This is a genomic window from Microcystis sp. M_OC_Ca_00000000_C217Col (assembly GCF_007095585.1).
GTDB classification, from domain to species: Bacteria; Cyanobacteriota; Cyanobacteriia; order Cyanobacteriales; family Microcystaceae; genus Microcystis; species Microcystis panniformis.
Genome location: NZ_SFBV01000212.1, coordinates 1 through 24153 on the forward strand (window position 1 = coordinate 1; position 24153 = coordinate 24153).

At 43.1% G+C, this 24153-nt stretch carries 22 protein-coding genes and 1 pseudogene; 18 read left to right on the forward strand and 5 right to left on the reverse strand.

Going from position 1 to position 24153, the window contains the following annotated elements; translation table 11 throughout:
• Positions 1-78 precede the first annotated feature (78 nt).
• On the reverse strand, positions 79-234 hold the full coding sequence (locus tag EWV66_RS12700) for a hypothetical protein (protein WP_158499369.1): 156 nt from the start codon (positions 232-234) through the stop codon (positions 79-81).
• Positions 235-1106: 872 nt separating this feature from the next.
• Here EWV66_RS12700 and EWV66_RS12705 point away from each other — a divergent pair.
• From EWV66_RS12705 to EWV66_RS12745, 8 genes and pseudogenes are all read left to right on the forward strand, one after another.
• Entirely contained in the window at positions 1107-1442 is a 336-nt protein-coding gene (locus EWV66_RS12705) for a hypothetical protein (RefSeq protein WP_052277408.1), read from the forward strand.
• Positions 1439-2050, forward strand: coding sequence for a class II aldolase/adducin family protein (locus EWV66_RS12710; protein WP_052277409.1), 612 nt, complete (start codon positions 1439-1441; stop codon positions 2048-2050). Before EWV66_RS12705 ends, EWV66_RS12710 begins: the two co-directional genes overlap by 4 nt.
• A 106-nt stretch (positions 2051-2156) precedes the next feature.
• On the forward strand, positions 2157-2360 hold the full coding sequence (locus tag EWV66_RS12715) for a hypothetical protein (RefSeq protein WP_052277410.1): 204 nt from the start codon (positions 2157-2159) through the stop codon (positions 2358-2360).
• A 169-nt stretch (positions 2361-2529) separates the two neighbouring features.
• A complete protein-coding gene (gene argH / locus EWV66_RS12720; protein ID WP_052277411.1) occupies positions 2530-3918 on the forward strand; it encodes an argininosuccinate lyase in 1389 nt (462 codons plus the stop codon).
• A gap of 85 nt (positions 3919-4003) precedes the next feature.
• Positions 4004-4459, forward strand: coding sequence for an NUDIX hydrolase (locus EWV66_RS12725; RefSeq protein ID WP_052277412.1), 456 nt, complete (start codon positions 4004-4006; stop codon positions 4457-4459).
• Positions 4460-4540: 81 nt separating this feature from the next.
• Positions 4541-5548 (forward strand): annotated as a pseudogene (locus EWV66_RS12735) (formylglycine-generating enzyme family protein); the annotation flags it as partial.
• A gap of 95 nt (positions 5549-5643) precedes the next feature.
• Positions 5644-6000 carry a hypothetical protein gene (locus EWV66_RS12740; RefSeq protein WP_287115978.1) on the forward strand — a complete coding sequence of 119 codons (357 nt, stop codon included), beginning with the start codon at positions 5644-5646 and terminating at the stop codon, positions 5998-6000.
• Complete coding sequence (locus EWV66_RS12745) at positions 5987-6193, forward strand: HNH endonuclease (protein ID WP_081330836.1); 207 nt, start codon at positions 5987-5989, stop codon at positions 6191-6193. The genes EWV66_RS12740 and EWV66_RS12745 overlap by 14 nt, the downstream gene beginning before the upstream one ends.
• A gap of 365 nt (positions 6194-6558) precedes the next feature.
• Here EWV66_RS12745 and EWV66_RS12750 read toward each other — a convergent pair whose 3' ends face one another.
• Positions 6559-7641 (reverse strand): molecular chaperone DnaJ, encoded by a 1083-nt coding sequence (locus EWV66_RS12750; RefSeq protein ID WP_287108454.1) that lies wholly within the window; start codon positions 7639-7641, stop codon positions 6559-6561.
• A 588-nt stretch (positions 7642-8229) separates the two neighbouring features.
• On the opposite strand from EWV66_RS12750, the gene EWV66_RS12755 reads away from it, so the two are divergent.
• The 5 genes from EWV66_RS12755 (at position 8230) to EWV66_RS12775 (ending at position 14442) form a co-directional block, all read left to right on the forward strand.
• A complete protein-coding gene (locus EWV66_RS12755; RefSeq protein WP_287108456.1) occupies positions 8230-9588 on the forward strand; it encodes a CmpA/NrtA family ABC transporter substrate-binding protein in 1359 nt (452 codons plus the stop codon).
• A gap of 112 nt (positions 9589-9700) precedes the next feature.
• A complete protein-coding gene (gene ntrB / locus EWV66_RS12760) occupies positions 9701-10531 on the forward strand; it encodes a nitrate ABC transporter permease (protein WP_043996475.1) in 831 nt (276 codons plus the stop codon).
• Between the two features lie 69 nt (positions 10532-10600).
• Complete coding sequence (locus tag EWV66_RS12765) at positions 10601-12619, forward strand: ABC transporter ATP-binding/substrate-binding protein (protein ID WP_052277417.1); 2019 nt, start codon at positions 10601-10603, stop codon at positions 12617-12619.
• Positions 12620-12698: 79 nt separating this feature from the next.
• Positions 12699-13538 (forward strand): nitrate ABC transporter ATP-binding protein, encoded by an 840-nt coding sequence (locus EWV66_RS12770; protein WP_052277418.1) that lies wholly within the window; start codon positions 12699-12701, stop codon positions 13536-13538.
• A 430-nt stretch (positions 13539-13968) separates the two neighbouring features.
• On the forward strand, positions 13969-14442 hold the full coding sequence (locus EWV66_RS12775; RefSeq protein ID WP_052277419.1) for a phosphate-starvation-inducible PsiE family protein: 474 nt from the start codon (positions 13969-13971) through the stop codon (positions 14440-14442).
• Positions 14443-14655: 213 nt separating this feature from the next.
• Here the strand turns inward: EWV66_RS12775 and EWV66_RS12780 are convergent, their stop codons facing one another.
• Both EWV66_RS12780 and EWV66_RS12785 read right to left on the reverse strand, forming a co-directional pair.
• Complete coding sequence (locus tag EWV66_RS12780) at positions 14656-15177, reverse strand: SH3 domain-containing protein (RefSeq protein WP_287108458.1); 522 nt, start codon at positions 15175-15177, stop codon at positions 14656-14658.
• A gap of 12 nt (positions 15178-15189) precedes the next feature.
• Positions 15190-16695 (reverse strand): Ycf46 family AAA ATPase, encoded by a 1506-nt coding sequence (locus EWV66_RS12785; protein WP_002798407.1) that lies wholly within the window; start codon positions 16693-16695, stop codon positions 15190-15192.
• Between the two features lie 645 nt (positions 16696-17340).
• Here EWV66_RS12785 and EWV66_RS12790 point away from each other — a divergent pair.
• From EWV66_RS12790 to EWV66_RS12805, 4 genes are all read left to right on the forward strand, one after another.
• Positions 17341-17874, forward strand: a complete 534-nt coding sequence (locus EWV66_RS12790; RefSeq protein ID WP_287108459.1) for a cupin domain-containing protein — start codon at positions 17341-17343, stop codon at positions 17872-17874.
• A complete protein-coding gene (locus EWV66_RS12795) occupies positions 17871-18998 on the forward strand; it encodes a DegT/DnrJ/EryC1/StrS family aminotransferase (RefSeq protein ID WP_287108460.1) in 1128 nt (375 codons plus the stop codon). The genes EWV66_RS12790 and EWV66_RS12795 overlap by 4 nt, the downstream gene beginning before the upstream one ends.
• Positions 18999-19042: 44 nt before the next feature.
• Positions 19043-21667, forward strand: a complete 2625-nt coding sequence (locus EWV66_RS12800; protein WP_287108462.1) for a polyprenol monophosphomannose synthase — start codon at positions 19043-19045, stop codon at positions 21665-21667.
• Between the two features lie 65 nt (positions 21668-21732).
• Positions 21733-22689 (forward strand): hypothetical protein, encoded by a 957-nt coding sequence (locus tag EWV66_RS12805; protein ID WP_287108463.1) that lies wholly within the window; start codon positions 21733-21735, stop codon positions 22687-22689.
• An 88-nt stretch (positions 22690-22777) separates the two neighbouring features.
• On the opposite strand, the gene EWV66_RS12810 is transcribed toward EWV66_RS12805, so the two are convergent.
• Positions 22778-22975: a hypothetical protein gene (locus tag EWV66_RS12810; protein WP_249264922.1), complete on the reverse strand. Its 198-nt coding sequence runs from the start codon at positions 22973-22975 to the stop codon at positions 22778-22780.
• A 316-nt stretch (positions 22976-23291) separates the two neighbouring features.
• Here EWV66_RS12810 and EWV66_RS12815 point away from each other — a divergent pair.
• Positions 23292-24153: Rpn family recombination-promoting nuclease/putative transposase (locus tag EWV66_RS12815; RefSeq protein WP_287115979.1), on the forward strand; the 862-nt coding region annotated here is incomplete at its 3' end.

Consider the following 24153-nt stretch of genomic DNA (forward strand, 5'->3'; position numbering starts at 1 on the left):
ATCATAACAATTACTGTAGGTTGGGTTGACGTAAGGAAACCCAACAAAAAGCAATGGGAAGAGGGAAATAGCGAGCGCTCATTCAGACAGATTTAGGTGTTGGGTGTTGGGTTTCGCTCCGAGGTTCCAATCTACAAAACGATGCGCTCGCCTTGAAGTTCTTTCCCAATCATCGTCGTCTATTTCGTATTTCTCCCTTAAGTGCTTCTCATCCATAGCATTTGATGCTATCATACCTTTACCCTCCTGAACGGTTACGCTTTAGGAGTTAGTATATGCTAGGATCACTGTAAACTCAGTCTAAATAAGAGTAAGTAAATAAACATGAGGCTCTTCTGGTACTGATAGAATATCCGCAAAATAGCCCTAAAAGTCTTGCCCGATAAGCATTTCACGATTCTATAAGCAAAAATTATCACACAAAGTCGAGAGGAGCCGACATATGAGTTTAAAACCTCAATCTCTAAGAACAAAAAAACATTTTAGCATAAATGTATTACTAATCATCCTCATTCTTTCACTAAGTATTTTTTTTAGGTTTTTTGAATTATCCCAAAAACCCTACACAACAGACGAGGTAAGAACGCTGCTTAGATCCTCGCGATATACCAGTCAAGAGCTTATCTCTCAATCTTTTAATGGACAAATTCTTACTGTTAAAGACCTAAACAAGTCGCTGCCTTTTTTGCCATCTTGAGGAAATTTGACGGCTCTTCTGGTTTCTGTGTGGAAACGAGGTCTATACCGATAGAATATCCGCAAAATAGTCCTAAAAGTTTTGCCCAATAAGCACTTCAGGGTTCCATAAGCAAAAATTATCACACATAGAGTTCAAACTATTAATTTTATCTTAACAGACAACAATTATAAATTTTTATTTTGATAATAAATCAGTTTATTACAATCTATGTCAAAATGGGATATACTTATCGCAAAAAGGAAAATTTCTGCTATCGATGGGAATGTTAATGATCATCAGATTTGAGTTAAGGGTTTCTGCTTCAGTAATCACTAAAAAAAGCTGGTCAACCTTCAGCTAATTTCTCTACTTTGTTATTCCTGAAAACTTAATTATTTCCCAATTTAATTGCCATGTATGAGAGTCTATGAACACATTTACTCCCCATCAAATTGTTAGTTTATTCTGCAAAAATCGAACTTTATACGGAGAAGTAATTCAAGTGATCGAAAGTCGTTCGGCTCTTTGGGTGCGTCCTCTTTGGTTAATTGTAGCCGATAATTTTGAGACCATTGATGTGCGGGAAGGGTCTGATTTAATCCTGCCGATCGAGTTATTTAACCCCGCCTTAGATACAGAAGTTTTACCCCTATTCTCCCAAGTAGTTAAAGATAATTATATCGCCAATATTTCCTATCCTCTCCAGGACTTTGTGGAGAAAGTTTGTCAAAATTATCCCGAATATTTTCAGAAAAATCTATGATTGATGAAGGCTATGTTAAATACGATTGTACTTGGATTCCTGACCGTCCCTTAATAAGCTTAGAGATTGCAGAATTAAATTATTGGCGCAATCGCCTCTATCGACTGGGATTAATCGGTCAATACGATAACGGAATCGGTTTTGGGAATGTGAGTCAACGAGGAAAAATAGACAAAGAAATCATTATTTCTGGCACTAACACTGGGGGAATTCCAGTATTAAATGAATCCCATTACACCACAGTTATAGACTACGATTGGAAAGAAAATAGTGTCACTTGTCGGGGAACAATTGCCGCTTCTTCAGAAACTCTCACCCATGCAGCGATTTATGAAGCGAATCCCCAGATTAATGGGGTGATTCATATTCATCATCGCCCCCTGTGGCAAAATTTGATGTATCGAGTGCCGACCACCCAAGAAAATATCGCCTATGGAACCCCAGAAATGGCCGCAGAAATTATCCGTTTATGTCAAGAAGATCGTCTAGAGGAGCAACAAATTTTAGTGATGAGTGGTCATGAAGAAGGAATTATCGCCTTTGGGCAAGATTTAGCAAAAGCGGGTAATTTACTATTAGCCTATTACCAGCAATCTCAATCATCTTGAAAGTGACCTCCCCTCCAACTCAGCACCAGGGAGACAAAAGTGGTTTTAATTTAGTCGTTTTCATGTTAACTTGTTCTGTAGATTTTCGTTTTTGAGGAATGCCATCGTGATCGACATCTTCCATCATCTATCTGTCTCGATCGACTTTTCGCCTCTCACCAATGTCTTGATGACTATTTCGGAGCAAGACGTGGATATCATCGGGAATGTCCAGAAATCCTTCTCAAATTTCGTCAAAACTGGGCAAGCATGGGCCCTATTAATCGGTTTGATTGTCGGTTATATGTTTCGAGGTTTTACTTCTTATTAGCTTTTCGCCTATCAGCCTTCAGCCAGAGCGAGCAATTCTTGCTATTCTTATGTTTGTAGAGTTGGAGATTTTTCTAACCTGAAGCGGTAATGCTATCAGCGCCGGATTATCCCTAAAAATTGTTCAGCATATTTTAGTTAACTTTATCCACAATCATCTAACGAAAACAGTGACAGCAAAGAAAACTTGGAGCGATCGCTTTGAAGGTAGTCTCCATCCTACGATCGTAGAATTTAACGCCAGTATTGGCTTTGATATCGAATTAATCGAGTATGATCTCACCGGATCGATCGCTCACGCTAAAATGCTCGCCTATACGGGTATTATCAGCCCCGAAGAAGCAGATAGTCTCGTCTCTGGATTGGAACAAATTCGTCAAGAATATCGCACCGGCAACTTTAACCCCGGCATCGATCAAGAGGACGTGCATTTTGCCGTGGAACGTCGTTTAACCGAGATTGTGGGAGATGTGGGCAAAAAACTGCACACGGCCCGTTCGCGGAATGATCAGGTAGGAACGGATATTCGTCTGTATCTTAGACAACAAATCGATGATATTAGGCAAGAAATTCGCAATTTTCAGCAAGCTTTAGTCAATCACGCTGAAAACCATCTAGAAACCCTGATCCCCGGTTATACCCACCTACAGCGCGCCCAACCGATTAGTTTAGCCCATCATCTCCTAGCTTATTTTCAAATGGCCGAACGGGATCACCAAAGATTAGGGGAAATTCGCGCCAGGACTAATATTTCGCCCCTAGGATGCGGGGCCTTAGCGGGGACGACTTTTCCCATCGATCGTCATTACAGCGCCAATTTACTCGATTTTGAGCAGGTGTATAACAATAGTCTCGATGGAGTTAGCGATCGAGATTTTGCCATTGAATTTATGACGGCCGCTAGTCTGATTATGGTCCACCTGAGCCGTTTGAGCGAAGAAATAATTCTCTGGTCTTCCCAAGAATTTAGTTTTATCACTCTCACCGATAGTTGTGCCACGGGATCTAGCATTATGCCCCAGAAAAAAAATCCCGATGTTCCCGAATTGGTGCGCGGCAAAACAGGGCGTGTTTTTGGGCATTTACAGGCGTTATTGACCTTAATGAAGGGTTTACCCCTGGCCTATAACAAAGACTTGCAGGAAGACAAGGAGGCGTTATTTGATGGCGTTAAAACCGTGCGGATTTGTTTGCAAGCGATGACGGTACTTTTAGCCACCGGAATTCAATTTAAAACCGACCGATTAGCTAACGCGGTGGCGGAAGATTTTTCTAATGCGACGGATGTGGCGGATTATTTAGCCAGTAAGGGGATTCCCTTCCGAGAAGCTTATAATTTAGTCGGGAAAGTCGTTAAAAGCAGTTTGGCAGCGGGTAAGTTATTGAAAGATTTAACCCTGACGGAATGGCAAGAATTACATCCAGCTTTTCAGGCCGATATCTACGACGCGATCGCTCCTCGTCAGGTGGTGGCGGCCCGTAATAGCTATGGTGGCACAGGTTTTGAACAAGTGCGATCGGCTTTAATTCAAGCTAAAGCCATTCTCGATCATGATTGATATTGTTAGGGGTTTTGGGGTTTTGGGGTATTAGTTAAAATTTCCCTATCTCCCTATCTCCCTATCTCCCTATCTCCTAATTCCTATGGATCGTGTTTGGCATTTTATTAAAAGTGTGATGGGAATTATCTTTCGTCATCCTGTAACTGGGGTGACAATAATTCCGCTGCTTGCTGATGGTACAATTGTTTTAATCCGACGCAGAGACACCGGCAAATGGGCCCTACCGGGGGGAATGATCGATTGGGGGGAAGATATTTTTAATACTGCTCAAAGGGAATTAAAAGAGGAAACAGGATTAAATTTAGTCAGTTTAGGGCGTTTAGTCGGGGTTTATTCCTCTTTTGAGCGTGATCCGCGCATTCACTCTATTTCATTGTTAATTGAAGTGACAGCGGCGGGGAATTTTCAGATCAAAGATACATTAGAAGTTAGTGAGGTGAGAGCTTTTAGCGTCGAAACTTTACCTCTAGGCAATCTCAGTCACGATAACGATCGCCAACTAGAAGATTATCTCAGGGGTGCCACTGTAGTGGCTTGATGTCGAGGGAAAGATAGTGGAATTAGAAAGTTTGGCTAAAGGCAAGCGAGATAACATTTAGGGGAAATCAACACAATGACATTTGATTTTGATGTGGTAAAAGTAAATGCCAAAGGTCAGGAAGTCGAACGAGAAAAGGCAGAAGCCTCATATTTCGCCCAAGATTTGGGCAACGGCATCACCTTAGAAATGGTCGCCATCCCGGGGGGAACTTTCACGATGGGAACGGAAGACTAGGAAATCGAAAGACTGGTAAAAATATTTAATATCGAAAGACTGCTTAAAAAATTTGATGCGGAATGGGAGATCAAAAGACTGGAATGGGCGTACGCCTGTCGTGGTAGGAATAATATCCCAGCCAGACAGTCGCTCTGTAGAAGAATCAGACGAGCCATAATTACATTATCAGAGCGCAAGTCCGTAACTGTCCCACCCTTCTTTATGGGTAAATATCCTATCACCCAGGCCCAGTGGAAAGCGATCGCCTCTCGCACGGATTTAAAAGTTAAACAAGACCTTTATTTCAACCCAGCCTATTTTAAAGACCGTCCCGATAGCGATCGCCGTCCCGTGGAACAAGTCAAATGGTACGAGGCGATCGAGTTCTGTGCGAGATTATCAAAACTAACGGTTCGGGAATACCGACTACCCAGTGAAGCAGAATGGGAGTACGCTTGTCGTGCTGGAACCACCACCCCGTTTTACTTTGGGGAAACCATTACCGGGGAATTGGCCAACTACAGGTCCAGCGAAACCTACGCCGATGAATACAAAGGAGAATATCGACAACAAACGACTCCTGTGGGACAATTTCCCCCCAATGCCTTCGGACTGTACGATATGCACGGCAATGTCTGGGAATGGTGCGCCGATACTTGGCACGATAACTATGACGGTGCGCCGACGGATGGCAGTGCTTGGATAGAAAATGGGGATGATAATCGTTCTCCTCAGCGGGGCGGTTGTTGGTCCGGCAATCCTAAGTACTGCCGTTCCGCTTACCGCTTCAGACTCGGTAGGCGCGGCTTCATCGTCAACGACTTCAACATCGGTTTTCGGGTGGTGTGCGGTGCCGGGAGGACTCTGTAACCCTTTTCCCCTTTTTTTCCCCTTTTACCCTCATTCCCTATTTTTTCTTTTTTCTTTTCTTTCCCGCCTAAGGGCGGGTCGATTTTTTTGAGAAAATGGCGTTAATGTTAAATTTTATTAAGGCAATGAAAGAATTATCGGTTATCAGTTGGGAAGGTGGTGTTATATTATGGGCAGTAAAGTTGCTCAAAAAGCCAGCTACAACCATGAGCGCTCTTGTCAAACCCTCTGGCCTGATTCCCAAAGGATTGCGGGTGCAACAGATTAATAATCTCACCCTATTCAAATTTACAGATGAACTGGGCGATCGGATGCAGACGCTTCTTGACAAGAAAAAAGCTGATGATCTCACCCCGGAGGAAGTCCTTGAGCTAGAAGCGATTGGCGAACTCGACCAAATTTTCAGCTACATCAACGCTGTCATTGCCGCCAGAGTAAATGGTCATTCCTAAATCGCTCTACCATATTGTTCGACAACGCGCTAGGTTCCGGTGTGAATACTGTCACTATCCCGAACTCCTCAGTTCCGCCCCTCTTTCGATCGACCATATTCAACCCTTTATCCAGAATGCCCGACGGCAATGGATAGCGGGCCAACTCCATCCACCCAAGGATGACCCACGACAAGAAATTAGTGAGACTTAAGGCGTGGTTTAAAAAAGGTTGATTGGGAGTAACAAAAGCTTAATCCTGATTATTTATTCCCCCTTTTGTCGTTTGCATAAGTAGAAAACGGGTTTCTCCGAGAAACCCGTTTTCTGTGGGTTACTCAACGGATTTAAAAATTAGGTAAAACCCTACACTCGGCCCCCAGGAAAAACTTTTTGCCGCATACCCTAAATAGGGTCTGCGGCAAAAAGTACGGGCGAAGCATTCGGATAGAAAATCTACGGTTTCACCGATAGGTTATTGCCCGAATGCTTCGCCCCTACAGGACACGGGCCGATGAAGACGCAAGGTTTTGAACGACGATTCTCTCAAAATCTTGCCTAAATATTGGCTTTCTCTCTTTAACGGCTGATTGTGCGAAGTTGCTGCAGAAGTTGATCAAGAATGTCTTCCATCTCTTCCGGGCTTCTGCCCATCCTGACCGGTCCGCGCAGAAACTCTTTAACCGTTATCTTTTTATCGCGGAAGTCACGGACAAAATTATAGATTTTTTCGGTGGATTGAACTTGTAATTTCATCTCCTCTAGCATTTGCTCAATCGGGTCGATGCCATCCTTCTCACAAGCGCGACTGGCCCTCACCATCTCGCCTTCCGGGGTATTTCGCACCGAGCGCAGTTCTCTTTTCAGGTTCTCGTATTGCTTTTTAAGTAGTTCGTTATTGGTTTCAACCCTCTCGCACTGTCGTTGGAGGTCGCTTTCCGATGAGCCTTCAACCGCGAAAGAGTCCCCCATTTGATACTGTCGTTCGATTTCGAGCAGTTTAGCAATATCTCCCTCCTTATAGGCACGGTTGACCTCCTTCATGATCTCATTGTGACGCATCCGAGTTTCGGGATCCGTAACCTTGTCGGGGTGAAAAATCTCGGCCATTCTCAGGAAAGTGCGGCGTATTTGTCTAGATTCAGGAGATTTAGGCGAGCTTTCAGGTGATAGCTCTGTTCCATCATCGTGACGGCCATAGGAGTCTTCCCCAGAGAAGAAATCCTGCGCGGATTGCTCCGATGCTCCTTCTGGTTCTTCGTCTCCGAAAAGTTCGTCAAGTTCTTCATCTCCATCGTCAAATTTTGGGCTAATCACCCCCGTTAACTGAAGTGTCTCGTAAATTCCGAGAATCCTTTTTTTTGTCTGCTGCCCCATTTTTCTAGCAGTGAGGATTTCGTCAAAAAGGGCGTGTATTTCGCGGTCGAGGTCGCTAAGTTTTTGATAGAGGGGTTGCCCTCTCTGGAAAATCTCCGTGGCCAGGGAACGCATCTGGTCGAGGAATTTCTTCAGTTCGTTGCGTTTTCTGCCAATCTGCTTGAGGAGCCACTGATGCTCCTCCTCTAAAGCTTGGAGACGAAAATGTAGGGAAGACAGAGCCAAGGAAGGAGCGGTAGGCGAATCAGAGGAGTTCGGTGATTTCGGCTTTTTAGATCTGGTCATTACTTTGGGGTGAAAGCATATTGTCTATTCTACCAAGCCGGAAGGAGCCGCATTCCTAAAACTCACCCTTGGCTCATTTTATTGTTTCTCCCCACCTCCCTGCTCCCCACTTCCCCAACCTCCCCACTTCCCCACTCCCCCACCTCCCCACTTCATAATTCATAATTCCCCACTTCCCCAACCTCCCCACTTCCCCACTTCCCCACTTCCCCAATTCCCCAATTCCCCACCTCCCCACTTCCCCACTTCCCCACCTCCCCACTTCCCCAATTCCCCACTTTCCCACTTCCATCACCCCATCACCCCTGCTCCAGCGCCCTACGGAAACCTTTTTAAGTGGCTAGAAGCTAGATATATCAATGGTCTTAATTAATCCTTATCAATCGAATTAAATTTTTGTACATAAAATTCTCGCTCAGATTAATTATTTTTTCCAAATTCCGCTAGACTTATTTATTAAGTTCAATCGAGACTCAATATTCCATAGCTAAATTTCTATAGCACGGGCTAGAAGGGAAGTTTAGCGAGGGATTCCTTTACCCATAATTCAGCACACATATTTGCTTTAGCAAGCAGGTAGGAGATTCTATGTCAAAATTTTCGAGACGGAAATTCTTAACCACGGCGGCAGTTTCAGCGGCAGGGGCTGTTGTCCTCAAAGGTTGTGTGGGTAATCCCCCCGACAGTACGGGTGGAACCAGCACCACCGCGCCCGCTTCCCCGGTTGCTTCTCCCGTTGCGGTGGCTCCCGGAGAGGCCCCCGAAACCACCAAAATTAAATTAGGTTATATTCCTATCGTTGAGGCCGCACCTTTAATTATTGCCAAGGAAAAAGGCTTTTTTGCTAAACACGGGATGCCCGATGTGGAAGTCTCCAAACAAGCAAACTGGGGATCCGCTAGAGATAACGTCGAAATTGGGGCAGATGCGGGCGGAATTGACGGGGGACAGTGGCAAATGCCCATGCCTTACCTAATTTCCGAGGGACTAATCACCAAAAATAACGTTAAAGTCCCCATGTATGTGTTAGCGCAGTTAAACACCCAGGGTAACGGAATTGCGATCGCAGGTAAACACGAAGGCAAAAATATCGGTTTAGACCTAAAACCCGCCAAAGATTACATCCTCGCCATGAAAACGACGGGAACTCCCTTCAAAGCCGCCTATACTTTCCCGAAAGCTAATCAAGACTTCTGGATTCGTTACTGGTTAGCCGCCGGTGGTATTAACCCCGATACGGATATTAACCTAATTGCCGTACCCGCAGCCCAAACCGTGGCCAACATGAAAACGGGAACCATGGATGCGTTTAGTACCGGCGATCCTTGGCCAGCGAGAATTGTGGCTGATAATATCGGTTTTATGTCAGCTTTAACCGCAGAAATCTGGCCCTATCACCCAGAAGAATACCTCGCTATCCGCGCCGATTGGGTGGATAAAAACCCGAAAGCTACTAAGGCACTATTAAAAGGAGTTATGGAAGCGCAGCAATGGCTCGATCAAGAGGCAAATCGGGCAGAAGCGGCGGCAATTCTCGCTAAACCGGCTTATTTCAACCTCAAAGAAGAAATTATCGCCGGTCCCCTCAAAGGGATGCAGAAAATGGGTGACGGTAAACCGGAAATCACCGACAAAAATAAAGGGGTTTTCTACTGGAAAGATCCCGCCGGTAGCGTTTCCTATCCCTATAAGAGTCATGATCTCTGGTTTTTAACCGAAAGTGTTCGTTGGGGTTTCTTGCCGAAAGAAACTTTAACCACTGCCTCAACATTAATCGACAAAGTTAACCGCGAGGATCTTTGGAAAGCGGCAGCCACAGAGTTAGGGGTTCCCGCAGCTGATATTCCTACCAGTACCTCCCGCGGTGTGGAGAAATTCTTTGATGGCAAAACTTTTGACCCCGCTAATCCCCAAGCTTATCTCGATAGTTTGGCGATTAAAAAATAGGGAGTTTTTCCCGATAGGCTAGGTGCATAAAATATCTAGTCTATTAATCCCAAAAGTGTTTTCTTCTCTTTCCAATCAAGTAACTTTATCTTCAACAAAGGAAAACGGCAAAATGGCAACTAGCGTCAGCAGAACAAGCAAGGGTGGTTTCAACTTTAGTAAATTCTGGAAAAAGCATTCTGGGGATATTCTTCCTCCGATTGTGGGTATTTTATTTTTCCTGATTTTATGGCAGTTAATGTCTATGGTGGGATTAATTAAATTACCGCCGCCATCGGACATTATTACTAATGAGCGTACCCGCACCTATTTAATGTATCCTTTCTTTGATCGTGGAGGTATTGATAAGGGACTATTCTGGCAAACTCTCGAAAGTCTAAAACGGGTATTAATCGGTTATTCTTTTGCCGCAGTGGTGGGTATTGGAGTTGGAATTATGGTTGGGGTTAATCCCTTCTTAAATAAGGCACTCGATCCCCTTTTTCAATTCCTGAGAACAGTTCCTCCTCTTGCTTGGGTTCCCCTATCTTTGGCCGCTTTACAACAAAACCAACCTGCTGCTTTATTCGTTATTTTTATCACCGCAGTTTGGCCAATTTTGATTAATACCACTGTCGGTGTCCAACAAATTCCCCAAGACTATATCAACGTTAAACAAGTCTTGCAATTGTCCAACCAAAAATTCTTTTTCAAGATATTAATTCCCTCGGCACTTCCCTACATCTTCACTGGTTTGAGAATTGCGATCGGTTTAGCTTGGTTAGCGATTATCGCGGCTGAAATCGTTATGTCGGGTATTGTCGGTATCGGTTTCTTTATCTGGGATGCCTACCAAAATAACTACATCAGTGATATTATTCTCGCTCTGTTTTATATCGGTGGTGTGGGTTTATTACTCGATCGCTTTATGGCTTGGTTACAAAATCAAATCGTTCGTCAATAGGGAATAAATGGGGAAACTTTCCCCATTTTCAAACAACTGAAACTTGAGTCAATTTAAGGAGAAAAAACTATGAGTTTGTTTGTTGCTGTCGATAACATTGATAAAGTATTCCCCCTTAGTAGTGGCGGTGAATATGTGGCCTTAAAAGGGATCGATTTACAGATAAAAAAAGGGGAATTTATCTCCCTTATCGGTCACTCTGGTTGCGGAAAATCCACCCTCTTAAACATGATCGCTGGTTTAGATTTGCCCACGGAAGGAGTGGTTACTTTGCAAGGTCAAAGCATTAAAAAACCGGGGCCTGATCGCATGGTAGTCTTCCAAAACTATTCCCTTTTACCCTGGTTAACCGTCAAAGAAAATATCACTCTAGCCGTCGATCAAGTTCTCGCCCAACTATCAGAAGACGAAAGAAAAGCTGAAGTCGAAAAATATATCGATCTGGTCAATCTTCGTCATGCAGTGGATAAACGTCCCAACGAATTATCGGGGGGGATGAAACAACGGGTAGCGATCGCTCGCGCCCTAGCCATCCGTCCGAAAGTCCTACTTTTAGATGAACCCTTTGGGGCGTTAGATGCCCTGACTAGAGGTAATCTACAGGAACAGTTAATGCAGCTGTGCGAAGAATACGAAATGACCTCGGTAATGGTGACGCACGATGTGGATGAAGCGGTGCTATTATCCGATCGCATCGTCATGCTTACCAACGGTCCTGGCTCAAAAATTGGCGGTATTTTGGAAGTAGATATCCCCCGTCCCCGCAAACGCATGGAAGTGGTGGAACACCCCAGTTACTACAGTCTCCGGAGCGAAATTATCTATTTCCTCAACCAACAAAAACGGATCAAAAAACTACGCGCTCGCAAAGTCGAAGTTATTGCTCGTCACGGTTTAGAAAAAGTCAATCTAGAGATCGGTTTTGTTCCCCTCACCGCTTGCGCGCCCCTAGCAGTGGCCAAAGAAAAGGGATTCTTCACTAAACATGGTCTAGATGAGGTGAATTTAGTCCGGGAAACCAGTTGGCGAGGGGTTGTGGATGGGATCGCAGGGGGATTCCTCGACGGGGCGCAAATGCCTTCAGGAATGCCCACCTGGTTAACCGTCGGTGGTTATCAAGATCAACCTTTGCCGATTGTCAGCGCCCTGACTATGACTCGTAACGGTAACGGTGTCACCCTCGCTAAACGCTTCTATGACGAGGGGGTGATTGACGGTAACGCCTTAAGACAGATGCTATTGGAATCGAAGGAGCAGCGCCATATTTTTGGCATTGTTCACCCCTCCTCGATGCACAATTTGCTCCTACGTTACTGGTTAGCGGCAGCGGGAATTGACCCCGATAAAGACGTTCACCTCGAAACTATTCCCCCAGCCCAAATGGTAGCCGACCTGAAAACCGGTAGTATTGACGGTTACTGTGTGGGTGAACCCTGGAATCTCAGGGCTGCCATGGAGGGTATCGGTTACACTGTCGCTACCGACTTAGAAATTTGGCAGGGCCACCCGGGTAAGGCCCTGGGAGTCCGGGAAGATTGGGCCAATAAATACCCTAATACCCATGTCGCTTTAGTCAAAGCACTGCTGGAAGGTTGTCGCTACTGTGCCGAGGAAGGGAATCAGGAAGAAATTCGTCAAATCCTCGCCAGTCGTCAGTATCTTAGTACCAATATTGATTATATCCAACTGGGTGATCCCAACTCCTACGCGTGCAGTATTGATCAACCGATGAAAGAATATGCACACCATCTGTTCTATGGAGATGGGGTAAATCGTCCCAGTCGCACGGAACACCTCTGGATGATGACCCAAATGGCACGCTGGGGCCACATTCCTTTCCCCCGTAACTGGGTAGAAATTCTCGAACGCGTCTGTCGGGTGGGTGTCTTCAGTACCGCGGCCCGGGAATTGGGTCTAGGGGATATTAAATATCGTCGCACACCGATCCTTTTATTCGATGGTATCGAGTTTGATGCCGAGGATCCGATCGGTTATCTCAATAGTTTAGAGATCAAACAAAACGTCACCATGGCCGAAGTGGCTATTGATGCTCGTCCTAGTGCCAGTGAATCTCGCAAAATTGCCTAAAAATCGACTAAGGGGATAATTATTAGCCAATTATCTCCAGTCATTGCCCCTATTAACTAATTTCCCCCAAAGACTAATCATGTACACCACCACTGACACAGTTAACCGGGCAACCCAGGCCCCCAGTAAAGAAGCTTTTGTGACCATTGAAGGAGTTTCTAAGGTTTATCCCACTGCTAGAGGCCCCTACACCGTCCTTAAGGATGTTAATCTCAGCATCAATGAAGGTGAATTTATCTGTGTGATCGGTCACTCCGGTTGCGGTAAATCGACCCTATTAAATATGGTGTCGGGTTTTTCTTCTCCCACCGATGGCATCGTTAAAGTTAACGGTAAGAAAATTACTAAACCCGGGCCCGATCGCATGGTAGTGTTTCAAAACTATGCTTTGTTGCCTTGGTTAAGCGTTTTTGAAAATGTCTATCTTGCGGTAGATGCGGTGTCTCCCAATGCTCCAGAAGCGCAAAAACGCTCGATCGTGCGGGAACATTTAGCTATGGTGGGTTTAACCGAAGCTATGGACAAAACCCCTCCCCAAATCTCCGGGGGGATGAAACAACGGGTTTCGATCGCTCGCGCTCTTTCTATCCGTCCGGAGGTGTTGATTCTTGATGAACCTTTCGGTGCTTTAGATGCGATTACCAAAGAGGAATTACAGGAAGAATTGCTGAAAATCTGGCAAGATAAACGCTGTACGGTGTTGATGATTACCCATGATATCGATGAGGCTCTTTTCCTCGCTGATAAGCTGGTAATGATGACCAATGGACCGGAAGCAAAAATCGGCGAAGTGATGAATATTCATTTCCCCCGTCCCCGCGATCGGGAAAGAATTATGGAGGATCCGGAATATTATCGTCTGCGTAACTATGCCCTCGACTTCCTGTATAATCGTTTCGCTCACGATGATGTCAGCTAAATGTGAGCATTTGTATTAGTTTGGGGTGCGGTTGACTTAATAGCGATCGCACCTAGATTTTTTTTCTAGGGAAGCCTTCTTCAAGTAAAATTATTTCTAAGTAAGTAAGTGGGTGGGTGGAATTTAATATAACGATGAACGTAGGTTGGGTTGAAGCATGAAACCCAACGACGGCATAGTTTACGCTACCGCTAACCCATCCTACAAATAATTGTGCCTCCCTACTTAGATGTTAAAAATTGTCAGATACCCCCCTTATCAAGGGGGGATCAAGGGGGGATCAGCGCCCCCCTTATCAAGGGGAGATCAAGGGGGGATCAGCACCCCCCTTATCAAGGGGGGATTAAGGGGGGATCAGCTTACTTGTTAACTAAATAGAACAATTAGCAGTCAAATACAATAATAATTTTTACTTTTTACTTAATCGATCATGCTCAAACAGATACGGAAACTACTTATCAATTTTGGTCAACAATGGCGCGATGAAAATTTCATGAGGTCGATTCATGTCATTGAAAACTTAGTTTCTAAGGTTTTATCCGTAGCCTTAATTGTTGTTATTATTGTTTCTCTTTATGATCTAGTAGTTATTCTAATCCAAGATTTATTTACTACGGAACCCGTCGGTTTTTTTAGCAAAACTTTAATTGAAATCTTCGGATTATTTCTCAATATTTTGATTGCCTTAGAGTTATTAGAAAACGTCACTGCTTACTTAAGAAAACACATCGTACAGGTTGAATTAGTCGTAGTTACGGCTTTAATTGCCATCTCTCGAAAAATTATTATTTTCGATCCCAACAAATACAGTAAAGATGATTTAATTGCCCTCACCGTGGGAACCTTAGCTTTAGCAGCAAGTTATTGGTTAATTAGAAAAGTTAATCGCGATAATCGTTCTTGAAGTAGTGATTAAGTACCCAGACAGAATTAATCATACCAAATTCGATTATTAAAGACTGATTATCTAATGCAAGAGTGCCTATTGCATTAGTAGAAAACGGGTTTCTCCGAGAAACCCGTTTTCTGTGCGTTACTCAACGGATTTAGTATTAACTTTGTCCAATTACTGATTAAGGAAAGGGGTAGATTTAGAAAACCTAACCCTTCTAAATATTTACTGGACTCTAGAAATATTACCCGCTTTAATCCAACCTTCGCGACCATCGGACAGACGCACGCGCTGCCATTGGCCATCGCTGCTGGTTCCCACCACACTAACTTTAGTATTATAATCCAGACCGCCGAGACGAGTCGATTCACTGGTAGGTTGAGAGCGCAGACTTAAACCGCTTTGCCATGTCACCCGCGCTTGATAACCCTCGGATGTGGCTTCTCTTTTTCTTGCTTCGGGACTGGGTTTCGGGGAAGCTTTTGGTGCTGGTGCAGCTGTGGGAGACTCTTTCACCTCAGCTTGGGGTTGTTCTTGGACGGGAGTAGTAGGGATGGGAGAAGGTTTGACGGCGGTTTTTTCTTCCTTAGTTTCCTCTTTTTTCTCCTCGGTAAAGACGGGTTTAGGAGGATTAGAATTCATACCGGAGAGAAGCATATAGGCGACAGCAGTAGCCCCACCGACCAAAATCGCCACTCCCATGACAAAACCGAGCATAAATTGCAATAAACCAGATAAACGCTTCATATTGGTGCTAAATTAACTGCTAGAATTGACATTAAAACGATCATCGCGAGAGGCTAGACGAGCTTTACCGGACTTTGCCCAATCCTGTAGAAATTGAATCTGTTCTTGGGCAGTCCGAGCTAGGGGGATAATCTGACTAGCGGCCTCAAGCACATCATCGGTGCTAAAGTCGCGATTTTGACTAAAACCGATGTGCATCGCTTCCACGATGGTTTGTTCGATTTCTGCCCCCGAAAAATCGGGAGTTTCGTAGGCTAATCGCTTTATATCATAACTTTTCAGATTATGGGGCCGAACTTTCCCTAAATGAACGCTAAAAATCTCCTCGCGGGACTTTTGGCTAGGTAGTCCGACAAAAAATATCTCATCGAAGCGTCCTTTTCGCAACATTTCCGGGGGCAGAGATTGGATGTTATTAGCTGTAGCGACGACAAAAACCGGCGATTGTTTCTCGGCTAACCAAGTGATAAAAGTCCCGAAAACCCGCCCGGTGGTTCCCCCGTCACCTTTTCCCTCCGCTCCGGCGAAAGCTTTATCGATTTCGTCTATCCACAGCACACAGGGAGCTAAAGCTTCGGCGAGATTAATCATCTGACGGGTACGCGATTCCGATTCTCCCACCAATCCGCCAAATAAACGCCCCACGTCTAGACGCAGCAGCGGTAAGTGCCAATGATGGGAAATAGCTTTCGCTGTCAGGGATTTACCCGTCCCTTGAATTCCCACCAATAGTAAACCCCGGGGATTGGGTAAACCGTAGGCGCGGGCGCGTTCACTAAAGGCACCACCGCGACGAATCAGCCAATCTTTGAGATTATCTAGGCCGCCGATGTCAGAAATCTGCTCTGTGGCGGGATAAAAGTCCAATATCTGGGTTTGACGAATCGATTGGCGTTTTTCTGCCAAAATTAATTCCACGTCCTCTGGCTCAATTTTGCCGTGACTGGCTAAACATTTGGCTAAAACCCGACGAATTCTCTCTAGGGATAATCCTTGGGCAGAAAGCACTAATTCATCGAGGAGTGGTTCTTTGACGGGTTGTCCGGTGGCAGCGATTAATCGCTGGATTTCCTGTTTAATTTCTTCGCCACTGGGGAGGGGAAAATCGACGACGGTGATTACTTCGGTTAGATCCGAGGGGATAGACAGTTCGGGAGCGACGATAATTAGGTTTTTGGGCTGAGATTTCAGAGAACGGGCCAGATTTCGCAATTTTCTGGCGATGGAAATATCTTCTAAAAAGCGCTGGAAATCGCGTAAAATTATGATGGCGGCGATGTTAGGCGGCAGCTTTTCGACGAATTCAAGAGCTTGGAGGGGATTACGCCGAGCAAAGTTCTCATTATTGGGATTATCTTGATAACCATCCACGAAATCCCAGACATAGACAGCACGGTTATGGCTCTGTTTGGCAATATCGGCGATCGCTTTTTCGAGACGTTCCTCTTCTAGGGTGGTAATATAGATGAGAGGATAGCGCGCCCGCAGCAGTAATTCAAATTCTTCACCAAAGCTCATAGCTATTCGTCTATAGTTTTTGCTATTTAGGGCTTGCTGAATAAATCTAAAAACCTTGCTGGATAAGACTTTTAGACTTTTTGTCAATCCAAAAGTACCGGACCTGGGAGTGAGCGGGGGGAAAATTCAGGTACTTTTTCCCTGAAAATTAGGTAATTGACCAGATGAAAATCGGTAAAACCCTACACCCCACACCCCACACCCCACACCCTGCCCCCACGAAAAACTTTTTCAGCAAACCCTATTTATATCGTCATCAGAAAATATAGCAGTTAGCCGTCTATTAGATATTTTAGTACAAATGCTCGGACTTGTGTTCTAAATGTTCCACAAGTGCTTCGCCATCGTTCCGCTTATCTTCATGAGACCCCTGTTTAATTCTATTTTTTTACCCTTAAGTATTTCTACTTATTTCTAAAGTTAGATGCTCCCGTGTTTTCTTAAATGTATGGTAGAGGCATCTTGCCTTAGTCGGGATTAACCTTCTGTTAACTAAATTAACAGAAGGTTAATTAGATTAAGCTTTAGCTAATTAAATTAAATTAGCCTACCAGGGGTGACAAAAGTTAGTCACTGGTTCGCCCCTTCTTTGCTGTCAATTAATTTCAGCCTTTCTCACAACCATTCCCTAGGGGGGTTAAATTCATGTTTAAACTAGCTTCAGACTTTTTATCTTTAGATTTTCTCCGCCAACCAAATCAGAAAAATAAGCCAGAAAGCCAACCCAACCCTTTGCCAATTTCTCAAATCATGAAAGAGGGAAAAGTTTTAGCGATAATTCTCCGACGAGAGTTTAACCAAGAGGGGATTCATTTCCTAACTCCCGATGATTTTTCCCAACAGTTGGCCTATATGAGACACCCGACGGGAAAAAGTATTATGCCCCACGTTCATAACAAAGTACAACGGGAAGTATTTTTTACCCAGGAAGTCTTAATTATCAAAAGAGGAAAACTGCGGGTAGATTTCTATGATGACGACCAACAATATCTAGAAAGTCATATCTTGAGAGATGGAGATGTGGTTTTATTGATCCAAGGTGGCCATGGTTTCCAAGTCTTAGAAGAAGTAGAAATGATTGAAGTAAAACAGGGTCCCTACGTTGGTAATCAGGATAAAACTCGCTTTGCGGGGATTGAGGAAACCGTGGTTAAAATGGCGGGAGCAGAGATAGCATGAGTAGCTTTATTCCCGTCAATGAGCCACTACTTGCGGGCAAGGAAAAACAGTATCTTAACGAATGTATTGATAGCGGTTGGATTTCTTCGGAAGGTCCCTTCGTTCAGAAGTTTGAAGAAAATTTTGCCCTCGCTGTTGGGCGAAAGTATGCCGTTTCCGTGTGCAATGGTTCTATGGCCTTAGAAGCGGCCATCGTCGCTTTAGGAATTGGTTCGGGGGATGAGGTGATTCTCCCCACTTTTACCATCATTTCCTGCGGAGCTGCCATTGTCAAAGCCGGGGCGATTCCCGTGGTGGTGGACTGCGAAGCGCAGACTTGGAACATGGATATCGCTCAGATAGAGGCAAAAATCACGCCCCGCACTAAAGCGATAATGGTGGTTCATATCTACGGATTACCGGTGGCAATGACTCCAGTTTTAGAATTAGCTCAAAAATACGGTTTAAAAATTATTGAAGATGCGGCGGAAATGCACGGTCAAACCTATCAAGGTAAACCCTGCGGCAGTTTCGGTGATATCAGCATCTTTAGTTTCTATTCCAACAAACATATTACCACTGGGGAAGGGGGCATGATTGTCACCAACCAAGAGGATATTTTTGAGCGTTGTCATTCCCTGAGAAATTTATATTTTCAGCCCCAACGACGTTTTATTCACGAAGAACTGGGCTGGAATCTGAGGATGACTAATCTGCAAGCGGCAGTGGGTTTAGCACAATTAGAACAGCTAGAAACTTTTGTCCAGCGCAAGAGAAAAATGGGCAGACGCTACAGGGAATTATTGCAAAATATCCCCTCTCTAGAATTGCCCCTACCTCAAACCGATTATGCCGAAAATATTTATTGGGTTTATGGTGTTGTTCTCAAAGATGAGGTTAACTTTGATGCTACGGAAGCGATGAAACGCCTCAAAGAACATCAGATTGGTACGCGTCCTTTTTTCTGGTGTATGCACGAACAACCGGTATTTCACAAAATGGGATTATTGCAAAATATTTCCTGTCCCGTGGCTGAAAGACTGGCGCGCAGGGGTTTTTATCTGCCTAGCGGTTTAGCTCTCACGGACGAGCAAATTGAGCGAGTGGCCCAAGCAGTTCAGCAAGTTTTTGCTGAGGCTGAGTAGGGATGAAAAATTGATGAAAATTTTTTGAATAAAAACCGACTTTTATGATAATTGGCACGGAATTTTTATCTTGGGTAGTAATTGCCTCTGGTTGCTTTTATTCCCTATATCTATGTATTTCAGTTCCCAAGGATGTTTTTTTTAATGGCGATGGGGCGCTGAAAGCTTTACTAGCTCGTCAGCTAAGTAATGGTCCGTGGCGATTTGACTTAGTTGAGCGCGCAGAAGCTTGGGTTACTCGTCTTTGGCAAGAGGGTTTATACAGTTATCGCCCCCCTTTTGTCTACTACTTAAATCAACGTTATTATATCTCTTTTCCTTTTCCATTCTCTTTGCTAACTTCCCTTTTTTATAAACTTTGGGGTTATCGGGGGTTTTACTTGATTCCCCTCCTATCAATTTGGGTATTGTGGCTCAGTTTTTCAAGAGCAATTCCCGCTTTTTCCCTAGACAGTTGGGGGGGGCTTTTGGGATTAGTTATTTTGATTTTTGCTTCTCCCTTAACTCTATACAGTGCCATATATTGTGAACATACCCTCGCTGTTACTTTAGGATTTTTGGGAATTGTTATCGCTTTTTTTCTACCCGATACAGCTAATAGTGGCTGGCTGCCCAATTTATTAGGCGGATTTCTAGTGGGTTTATCGGTATGGTTCCGCTCCGAATGTCTGGCCCTAGTGGCAACTTTAACTTTATTAGTTTTCTTGGGGTTAACTCCAGAACAAACCTCAGTTTTTGCTTGGTATTCAACCGAGCAAAATCTTAATTTTTCTGAATTTCTGCTAACTAATCGAATAGCTTTTAGTTTTGTGCTAGGCATGATTGTTAGTGTGTTTTTACTGTGGTTGTGCAATAAGTTAATTTATAATCGTTTTCTAGGAGTTCACGCTCTGTTAGTCCTTGAGGAGTTTTCTTGGAAAAAACGTATTCAAGAAGCCCTGACCAGTTTTTATCAGTTAAATAGCTCTTTTTTTGTCCATTTTCCTATCTGTATAATTCCCTTAGCTTACTTGCTAACTTGGAGCGGTCAACAATTGAATTTTGCCAAGGATATTCCCGTAACTTTAATTAGTGTAACGGCGATTATCATCTTAGCTGTTCTCGTCAATCTTCGCTGGCAAGGAATGGTTAAAACCAAGGCGTTAGTCAAGGACAATATAATTTACTTCCTGATACTTTTAGCTAGTTGTTATCTATTTGACATCGGCAATATATCTCTAGATAAACAAATGCTTTTTGTCTATGCTCTCTATTTTATCTACACAGTAGGGGTGTCTTGTTTGGTCGATATTGCCCCGGGAGAAGTCATGGTGGGAGGTAAACAATGGGGACCGAGATATTTATTGCCTCTTATCCCCTTTGTTACCTTATTAACGCTGGAACAAGTAAAAATTATAGGAGCGAACCAAGAAGTTTTTGTAGTCAAGGGAAGTTGGGTTTTACTGTTAATCTTACTGGCAATAGGTGTCTATAAAAACATTTATCAAGGTGGAGAATTTTTCTATAAAACCCATCAGGGGATAGCACCAGCCATCAAAAGCATAGAAGAGGATACTAATTCTATTGTTGCCTTCTCTCATCAATATGCGGCACAAGTTTTGGGTTTTGGTCTGGAGAAACAAAAAACTTTCTTCCGTGTGGAAAATAGTCAAGCCATGGTTAAACTATGCCAAGAATTACTCAGTCAAGGATTGTTTAGTTTTCCCTACGTTTGCTATCCCTATCGCCCTTGTCAACTCTTAGAATCCCCACCGGAAGAACTGGAATTTAGCCAAGATGGACAAAAGTTTCAAATTGGCATAAATCGCTCTGGAATCATTGGTAAGTATCCTTTCTATGAAATAGTTATATCTGCTTCTGAGACAGGTTTACTAGCCCAAAAATCCGAGGATAAGCCCACAATTACTCCAGCAGCTAATGATTTAGTCTGTACGATTTTACCCACTTATAACGAGCGAGATAATATTAGTCAATTAATTGAACGTTTACTAGCTAGTGTTCCTAGTCCTTATTTAGTGCTAGTGGTGGATGATAATTCTCCCGATGAAACTTGGCAGATAGTAGAAGATTTAGCCAAACAATATCCCACTCCTCCCCAAGATTCGCAATTCCAATCGGGGGTAATTTTGTGTCGCAGAATCAACGAGAAAGGGTTAACTTCGGCTCTACAGAGAGGTATTGACGATGCGATTAATCTGTATGGGGCTAAAATTATTACTTGGATGGATTGTGATTTATCTATGCCTCCAGAAGCTCTGCCACAATTAATCACACCGATTCGAACTAAAAAAGCTGATATGGTTGTAGGTTCTCGTTGGATTCCGGGGGGTGATGATGTTGCCCACGGACTGATGGCCCGGATGTTAAGCTGGATTATTAATCGCATGGCCATCGTGATGCTAGGCAATCAAGTTCACGACTATACCAGTGGTTTTATTGCCGTTCGTTCTCAGGTTTTAGAAAAAATTCGCTTAAAGGGAGATTATGGAGAATACTGCATTGATTTATTAACCCGTGCCAATCGTTTAGGTTATAAGTTAGTGGAAGTTCCTTATCTTTGCGTTCCCCGCATTTATGGTGAGAGTAAAACTGGAATTAATCTCTGGGATTATTTGTCAAAAGGACGGAAATATGTGGCAACTATTTGGCAATTATGGCAAGAAAGATAAGACAATTATCTCTTTTTTTAACTAGAATTAGTGATTCTCTTGATTCAACTCTAGGAGCTAAACTTATGAAGAAAATGTTTACTTTTTGGCCTTGGTTAGCTACCGTTGGGGTGGCCTGGTCTTTGGGTTTTTTTTATAACGTATACTACGGTGGTGAATTAAAGTGGCTCCTACAAATGTACGAACAAAAAGTATCTTTTGCCAAGCAGATAGATGCACCGAGACGAATAATTTTTGCGGGGGGGTCGGGGGTAAATTATAGTATTAACTCTCAATTCCTAGAACAGGAGCTAAAAATCCCAGTTTTTAACTTTGGTTTACAGGGAGATTTGGGATTAAATGTCATTTGCCCAATTATTTTAGAGCAGGTACGTCCGGGGGATATAGTGGTTCTTATTCCTGAATATTTAATGTTACTGGATGATGATGGTATTGGTTATGGTGATGGTTTATTTGGTTCGGTTCCCTTTAGTGTTGCTATTGGAAAACCGGGTTTAGGAAATATACCCTTAGAACAATTAGTTTCCGAGACTTGGTTAATGGGAGTTCCTAGTTTACGCACTATAGTAAAAACTGCTGTTGATGTTATACAAACAGGAAAAGCTAGGGGTTATTTATCAGATCCAATCACAGAAAAAGGAGATCCTACCGTAGTCAAACATCGTACAGGTAAATGGTGGGCTAGAACATTTGATCGACCTGTTTCGCAACACTCCCTCAAACGCATCGCTCAATTTCAAGAGGAGTTAAAAGCTAAAGGTGCTGATTTAGTAGTTTCTCTCTCTTGGGTTTATGCTAAGACCGATGAAACCACTGTCAAAAATGTTAAAAAAACTATTGAAGAATTGTCTAATATAGTACCTTTAATCTACAATCCAAAAACTCTTAATCTGCAAACAGATTCTAGTTTATTTGGCGATACCCATGAGCATTTATTACCAGAAGCAAGAATAATACGCTCTAAGGAACTGGTGCAACAACTACGTCCTATAATTCAGGAAAAAACTCCTCAAAATCATTGAAATTATTTCTATTCTCAATCGATAATTTAAAAGTTGATCGACTTTTTGTACTAGCAGTAATTTGGGATGGAGATAGCAGGGAATTGATTTAACCGGCAAAATTACCGTAAATTTCCCTGAATTTATTCAATTTTAATTTTTGGAATTGTTCTTCCTTCAATAAAGGTTCTTTTCCTCTCGGATGTTCCTGACTCTTTTTCTTGATATTTTTAACTCCTTCTTCTCCTAATTGATTAGATATTGATAATCTAATCCGACAGCTACTGTCGCCTTTTTGATTGTCCATCCTCAAAATATTTTACCTAACCAGTGCCATCTTCTTGTTGCCACTGAGTCTTGACTGGTTCTGTATTTATCTTTCGGTTCCTCTGAACTTAGATGTTCGGATAAGTACGCTTTCTTGGGCATTTTATCTCCTCGTCCTTACTCGTCTTACTATAGGATTTGCTATTACCCCTCGCTCAAATTTGTGCTACTATGGAAGGCAATATCGAGGATTTAATTTCTTTGTCTTCTAGCGCTGGTCATTGGAAAATCCTTGATAATTACTACAAAAAGTTATGAAGATAAGCTGAAGGATTCCTCGTTTATAATTATTAGGTATGAATAATGTTATTGACCATGATCGTTTATTTAAGGAATTAATTGCGACTTTTTTTGTTGAATTTATTCAGTTGTTTTTTCCTGAGATTATCAATTATTTAGAGCCTAATCAGATTACATTTTTAGACAAAGAAGTCTTTACCGATGTCACGGAAGGAGAAAAGTATGAAAGTGATTTAGTCGCCCAAGTTCAATTTCGAGGACAATCATCATTTTTCTTAATTCATCTAGAAGCACAGTCTAGCTCTCAACCGGAATTTAATCGGCGAATGTTTACTTATTTCGCTCGTCTGCATCAAAAATTTGCCTTACCAGTTTATCCCATTGTCATATTCTCCTATGATCGTCCACAAAAAGAAGCAATTCGTCAATATAAAATTGAGTTTCCTGACTTAAAAGTGTTAGAATTTAACTATCAAGTTGTCCAGTTAAATCGCTTGAATTGGCGAGATTTTCTCAATCAAGCTAATCCCGTCGCCGCCGCTTTGATGGCCAAGATGAAAATTGCCCCTCGCGATAGAGCAAAAGTTAAGGCACAATGTCTAAGATTATTGGTAACATTAAGATTAGATGCCGCTAGAATGCAATTGATTTCAGGCTTTGTCGATACCTATCTCAATCTCAACTCGTCCGAGGAGATAGAATTTCAACAGGAGATTAGCACATTTATTCAACCCGAACAGGAGGGAGTTATGCAGATTACCACCAGTTGGATGCGCCGCGGTTTAGAACAGGGTTTAGAACAGGGTTTAGAACATTTAGAACAGGGTTTAGAACAGGGTTTAGAACAGGGTTTAGAACAGGGTTTAGCAAGAGAAAGAAATCTAATTATTCGTCTGATTAAACGTAAGTTAGGAGCTA

What these genes read in the sequence shown, in the direction of transcription:
- EWV66_RS12700 (WP_158499369.1), bottom strand. Translation starts at nt 234, where the DNA reads ATGATAGCATCAAATGCTATGGATGAGAAGCACTTAAGGGAGAAATAC.
- EWV66_RS12705 (WP_052277408.1), top strand. Translation starts at nt 1,107, where the DNA reads ATGAACACATTTACTCCCCATCAAATTGTTAGTTTATTCTGCAAAAAT.
- EWV66_RS12710 (WP_052277409.1), top strand. Translation starts at nt 1,439, where the DNA reads ATGATTGATGAAGGCTATGTTAAATACGATTGTACTTGGATTCCTGAC.
- EWV66_RS12725 (WP_052277412.1), top strand. Translation starts at nt 4,004, where the DNA reads ATGGATCGTGTTTGGCATTTTATTAAAAGTGTGATGGGAATTATCTTT.
- EWV66_RS12740 (WP_287115978.1), top strand. Translation starts at nt 5,644, where the DNA reads ATGGCGTTAATGTTAAATTTTATTAAGGCAATGAAAGAATTATCGGTT.
- EWV66_RS12745 (WP_081330836.1), top strand. Translation starts at nt 5,987, where the DNA reads ATGGTCATTCCTAAATCGCTCTACCATATTGTTCGACAACGCGCTAGG.
- EWV66_RS12750 (WP_287108454.1), bottom strand. Translation starts at nt 7,641, where the DNA reads ATGACCAGATCTAAAAAGCCGAAATCACCGAACTCCTCTGATTCGCCT.
- EWV66_RS12755 (WP_287108456.1), top strand. Translation starts at nt 8,230, where the DNA reads ATGTCAAAATTTTCGAGACGGAAATTCTTAACCACGGCGGCAGTTTCA.
- ntrB (WP_043996475.1), top strand. Translation starts at nt 9,701, where the DNA reads ATGGCAACTAGCGTCAGCAGAACAAGCAAGGGTGGTTTCAACTTTAGT.
- EWV66_RS12765 (WP_052277417.1), top strand. Translation starts at nt 10,601, where the DNA reads ATGAGTTTGTTTGTTGCTGTCGATAACATTGATAAAGTATTCCCCCTT.
- EWV66_RS12770 (WP_052277418.1), top strand. Translation starts at nt 12,699, where the DNA reads ATGTACACCACCACTGACACAGTTAACCGGGCAACCCAGGCCCCCAGT.
- EWV66_RS12775 (WP_052277419.1), top strand. Translation starts at nt 13,969, where the DNA reads ATGCTCAAACAGATACGGAAACTACTTATCAATTTTGGTCAACAATGG.
- EWV66_RS12780 (WP_287108458.1), bottom strand. Translation starts at nt 15,177, where the DNA reads ATGAAGCGTTTATCTGGTTTATTGCAATTTATGCTCGGTTTTGTCATG.
- EWV66_RS12785 (WP_002798407.1), bottom strand. Translation starts at nt 16,695, where the DNA reads ATGAGCTTTGGTGAAGAATTTGAATTACTGCTGCGGGCGCGCTATCCT.
- EWV66_RS12790 (WP_287108459.1), top strand. Translation starts at nt 17,341, where the DNA reads ATGTTTAAACTAGCTTCAGACTTTTTATCTTTAGATTTTCTCCGCCAA.
- EWV66_RS12795 (WP_287108460.1), top strand. Translation starts at nt 17,871, where the DNA reads ATGAGTAGCTTTATTCCCGTCAATGAGCCACTACTTGCGGGCAAGGAA.
- EWV66_RS12800 (WP_287108462.1), top strand. Translation starts at nt 19,043, where the DNA reads ATGATAATTGGCACGGAATTTTTATCTTGGGTAGTAATTGCCTCTGGT.
- EWV66_RS12805 (WP_287108463.1), top strand. Translation starts at nt 21,733, where the DNA reads ATGAAGAAAATGTTTACTTTTTGGCCTTGGTTAGCTACCGTTGGGGTG.
- EWV66_RS12810 (WP_249264922.1), bottom strand. Translation starts at nt 22,975, where the DNA reads ATGGACAATCAAAAAGGCGACAGTAGCTGTCGGATTAGATTATCAATA.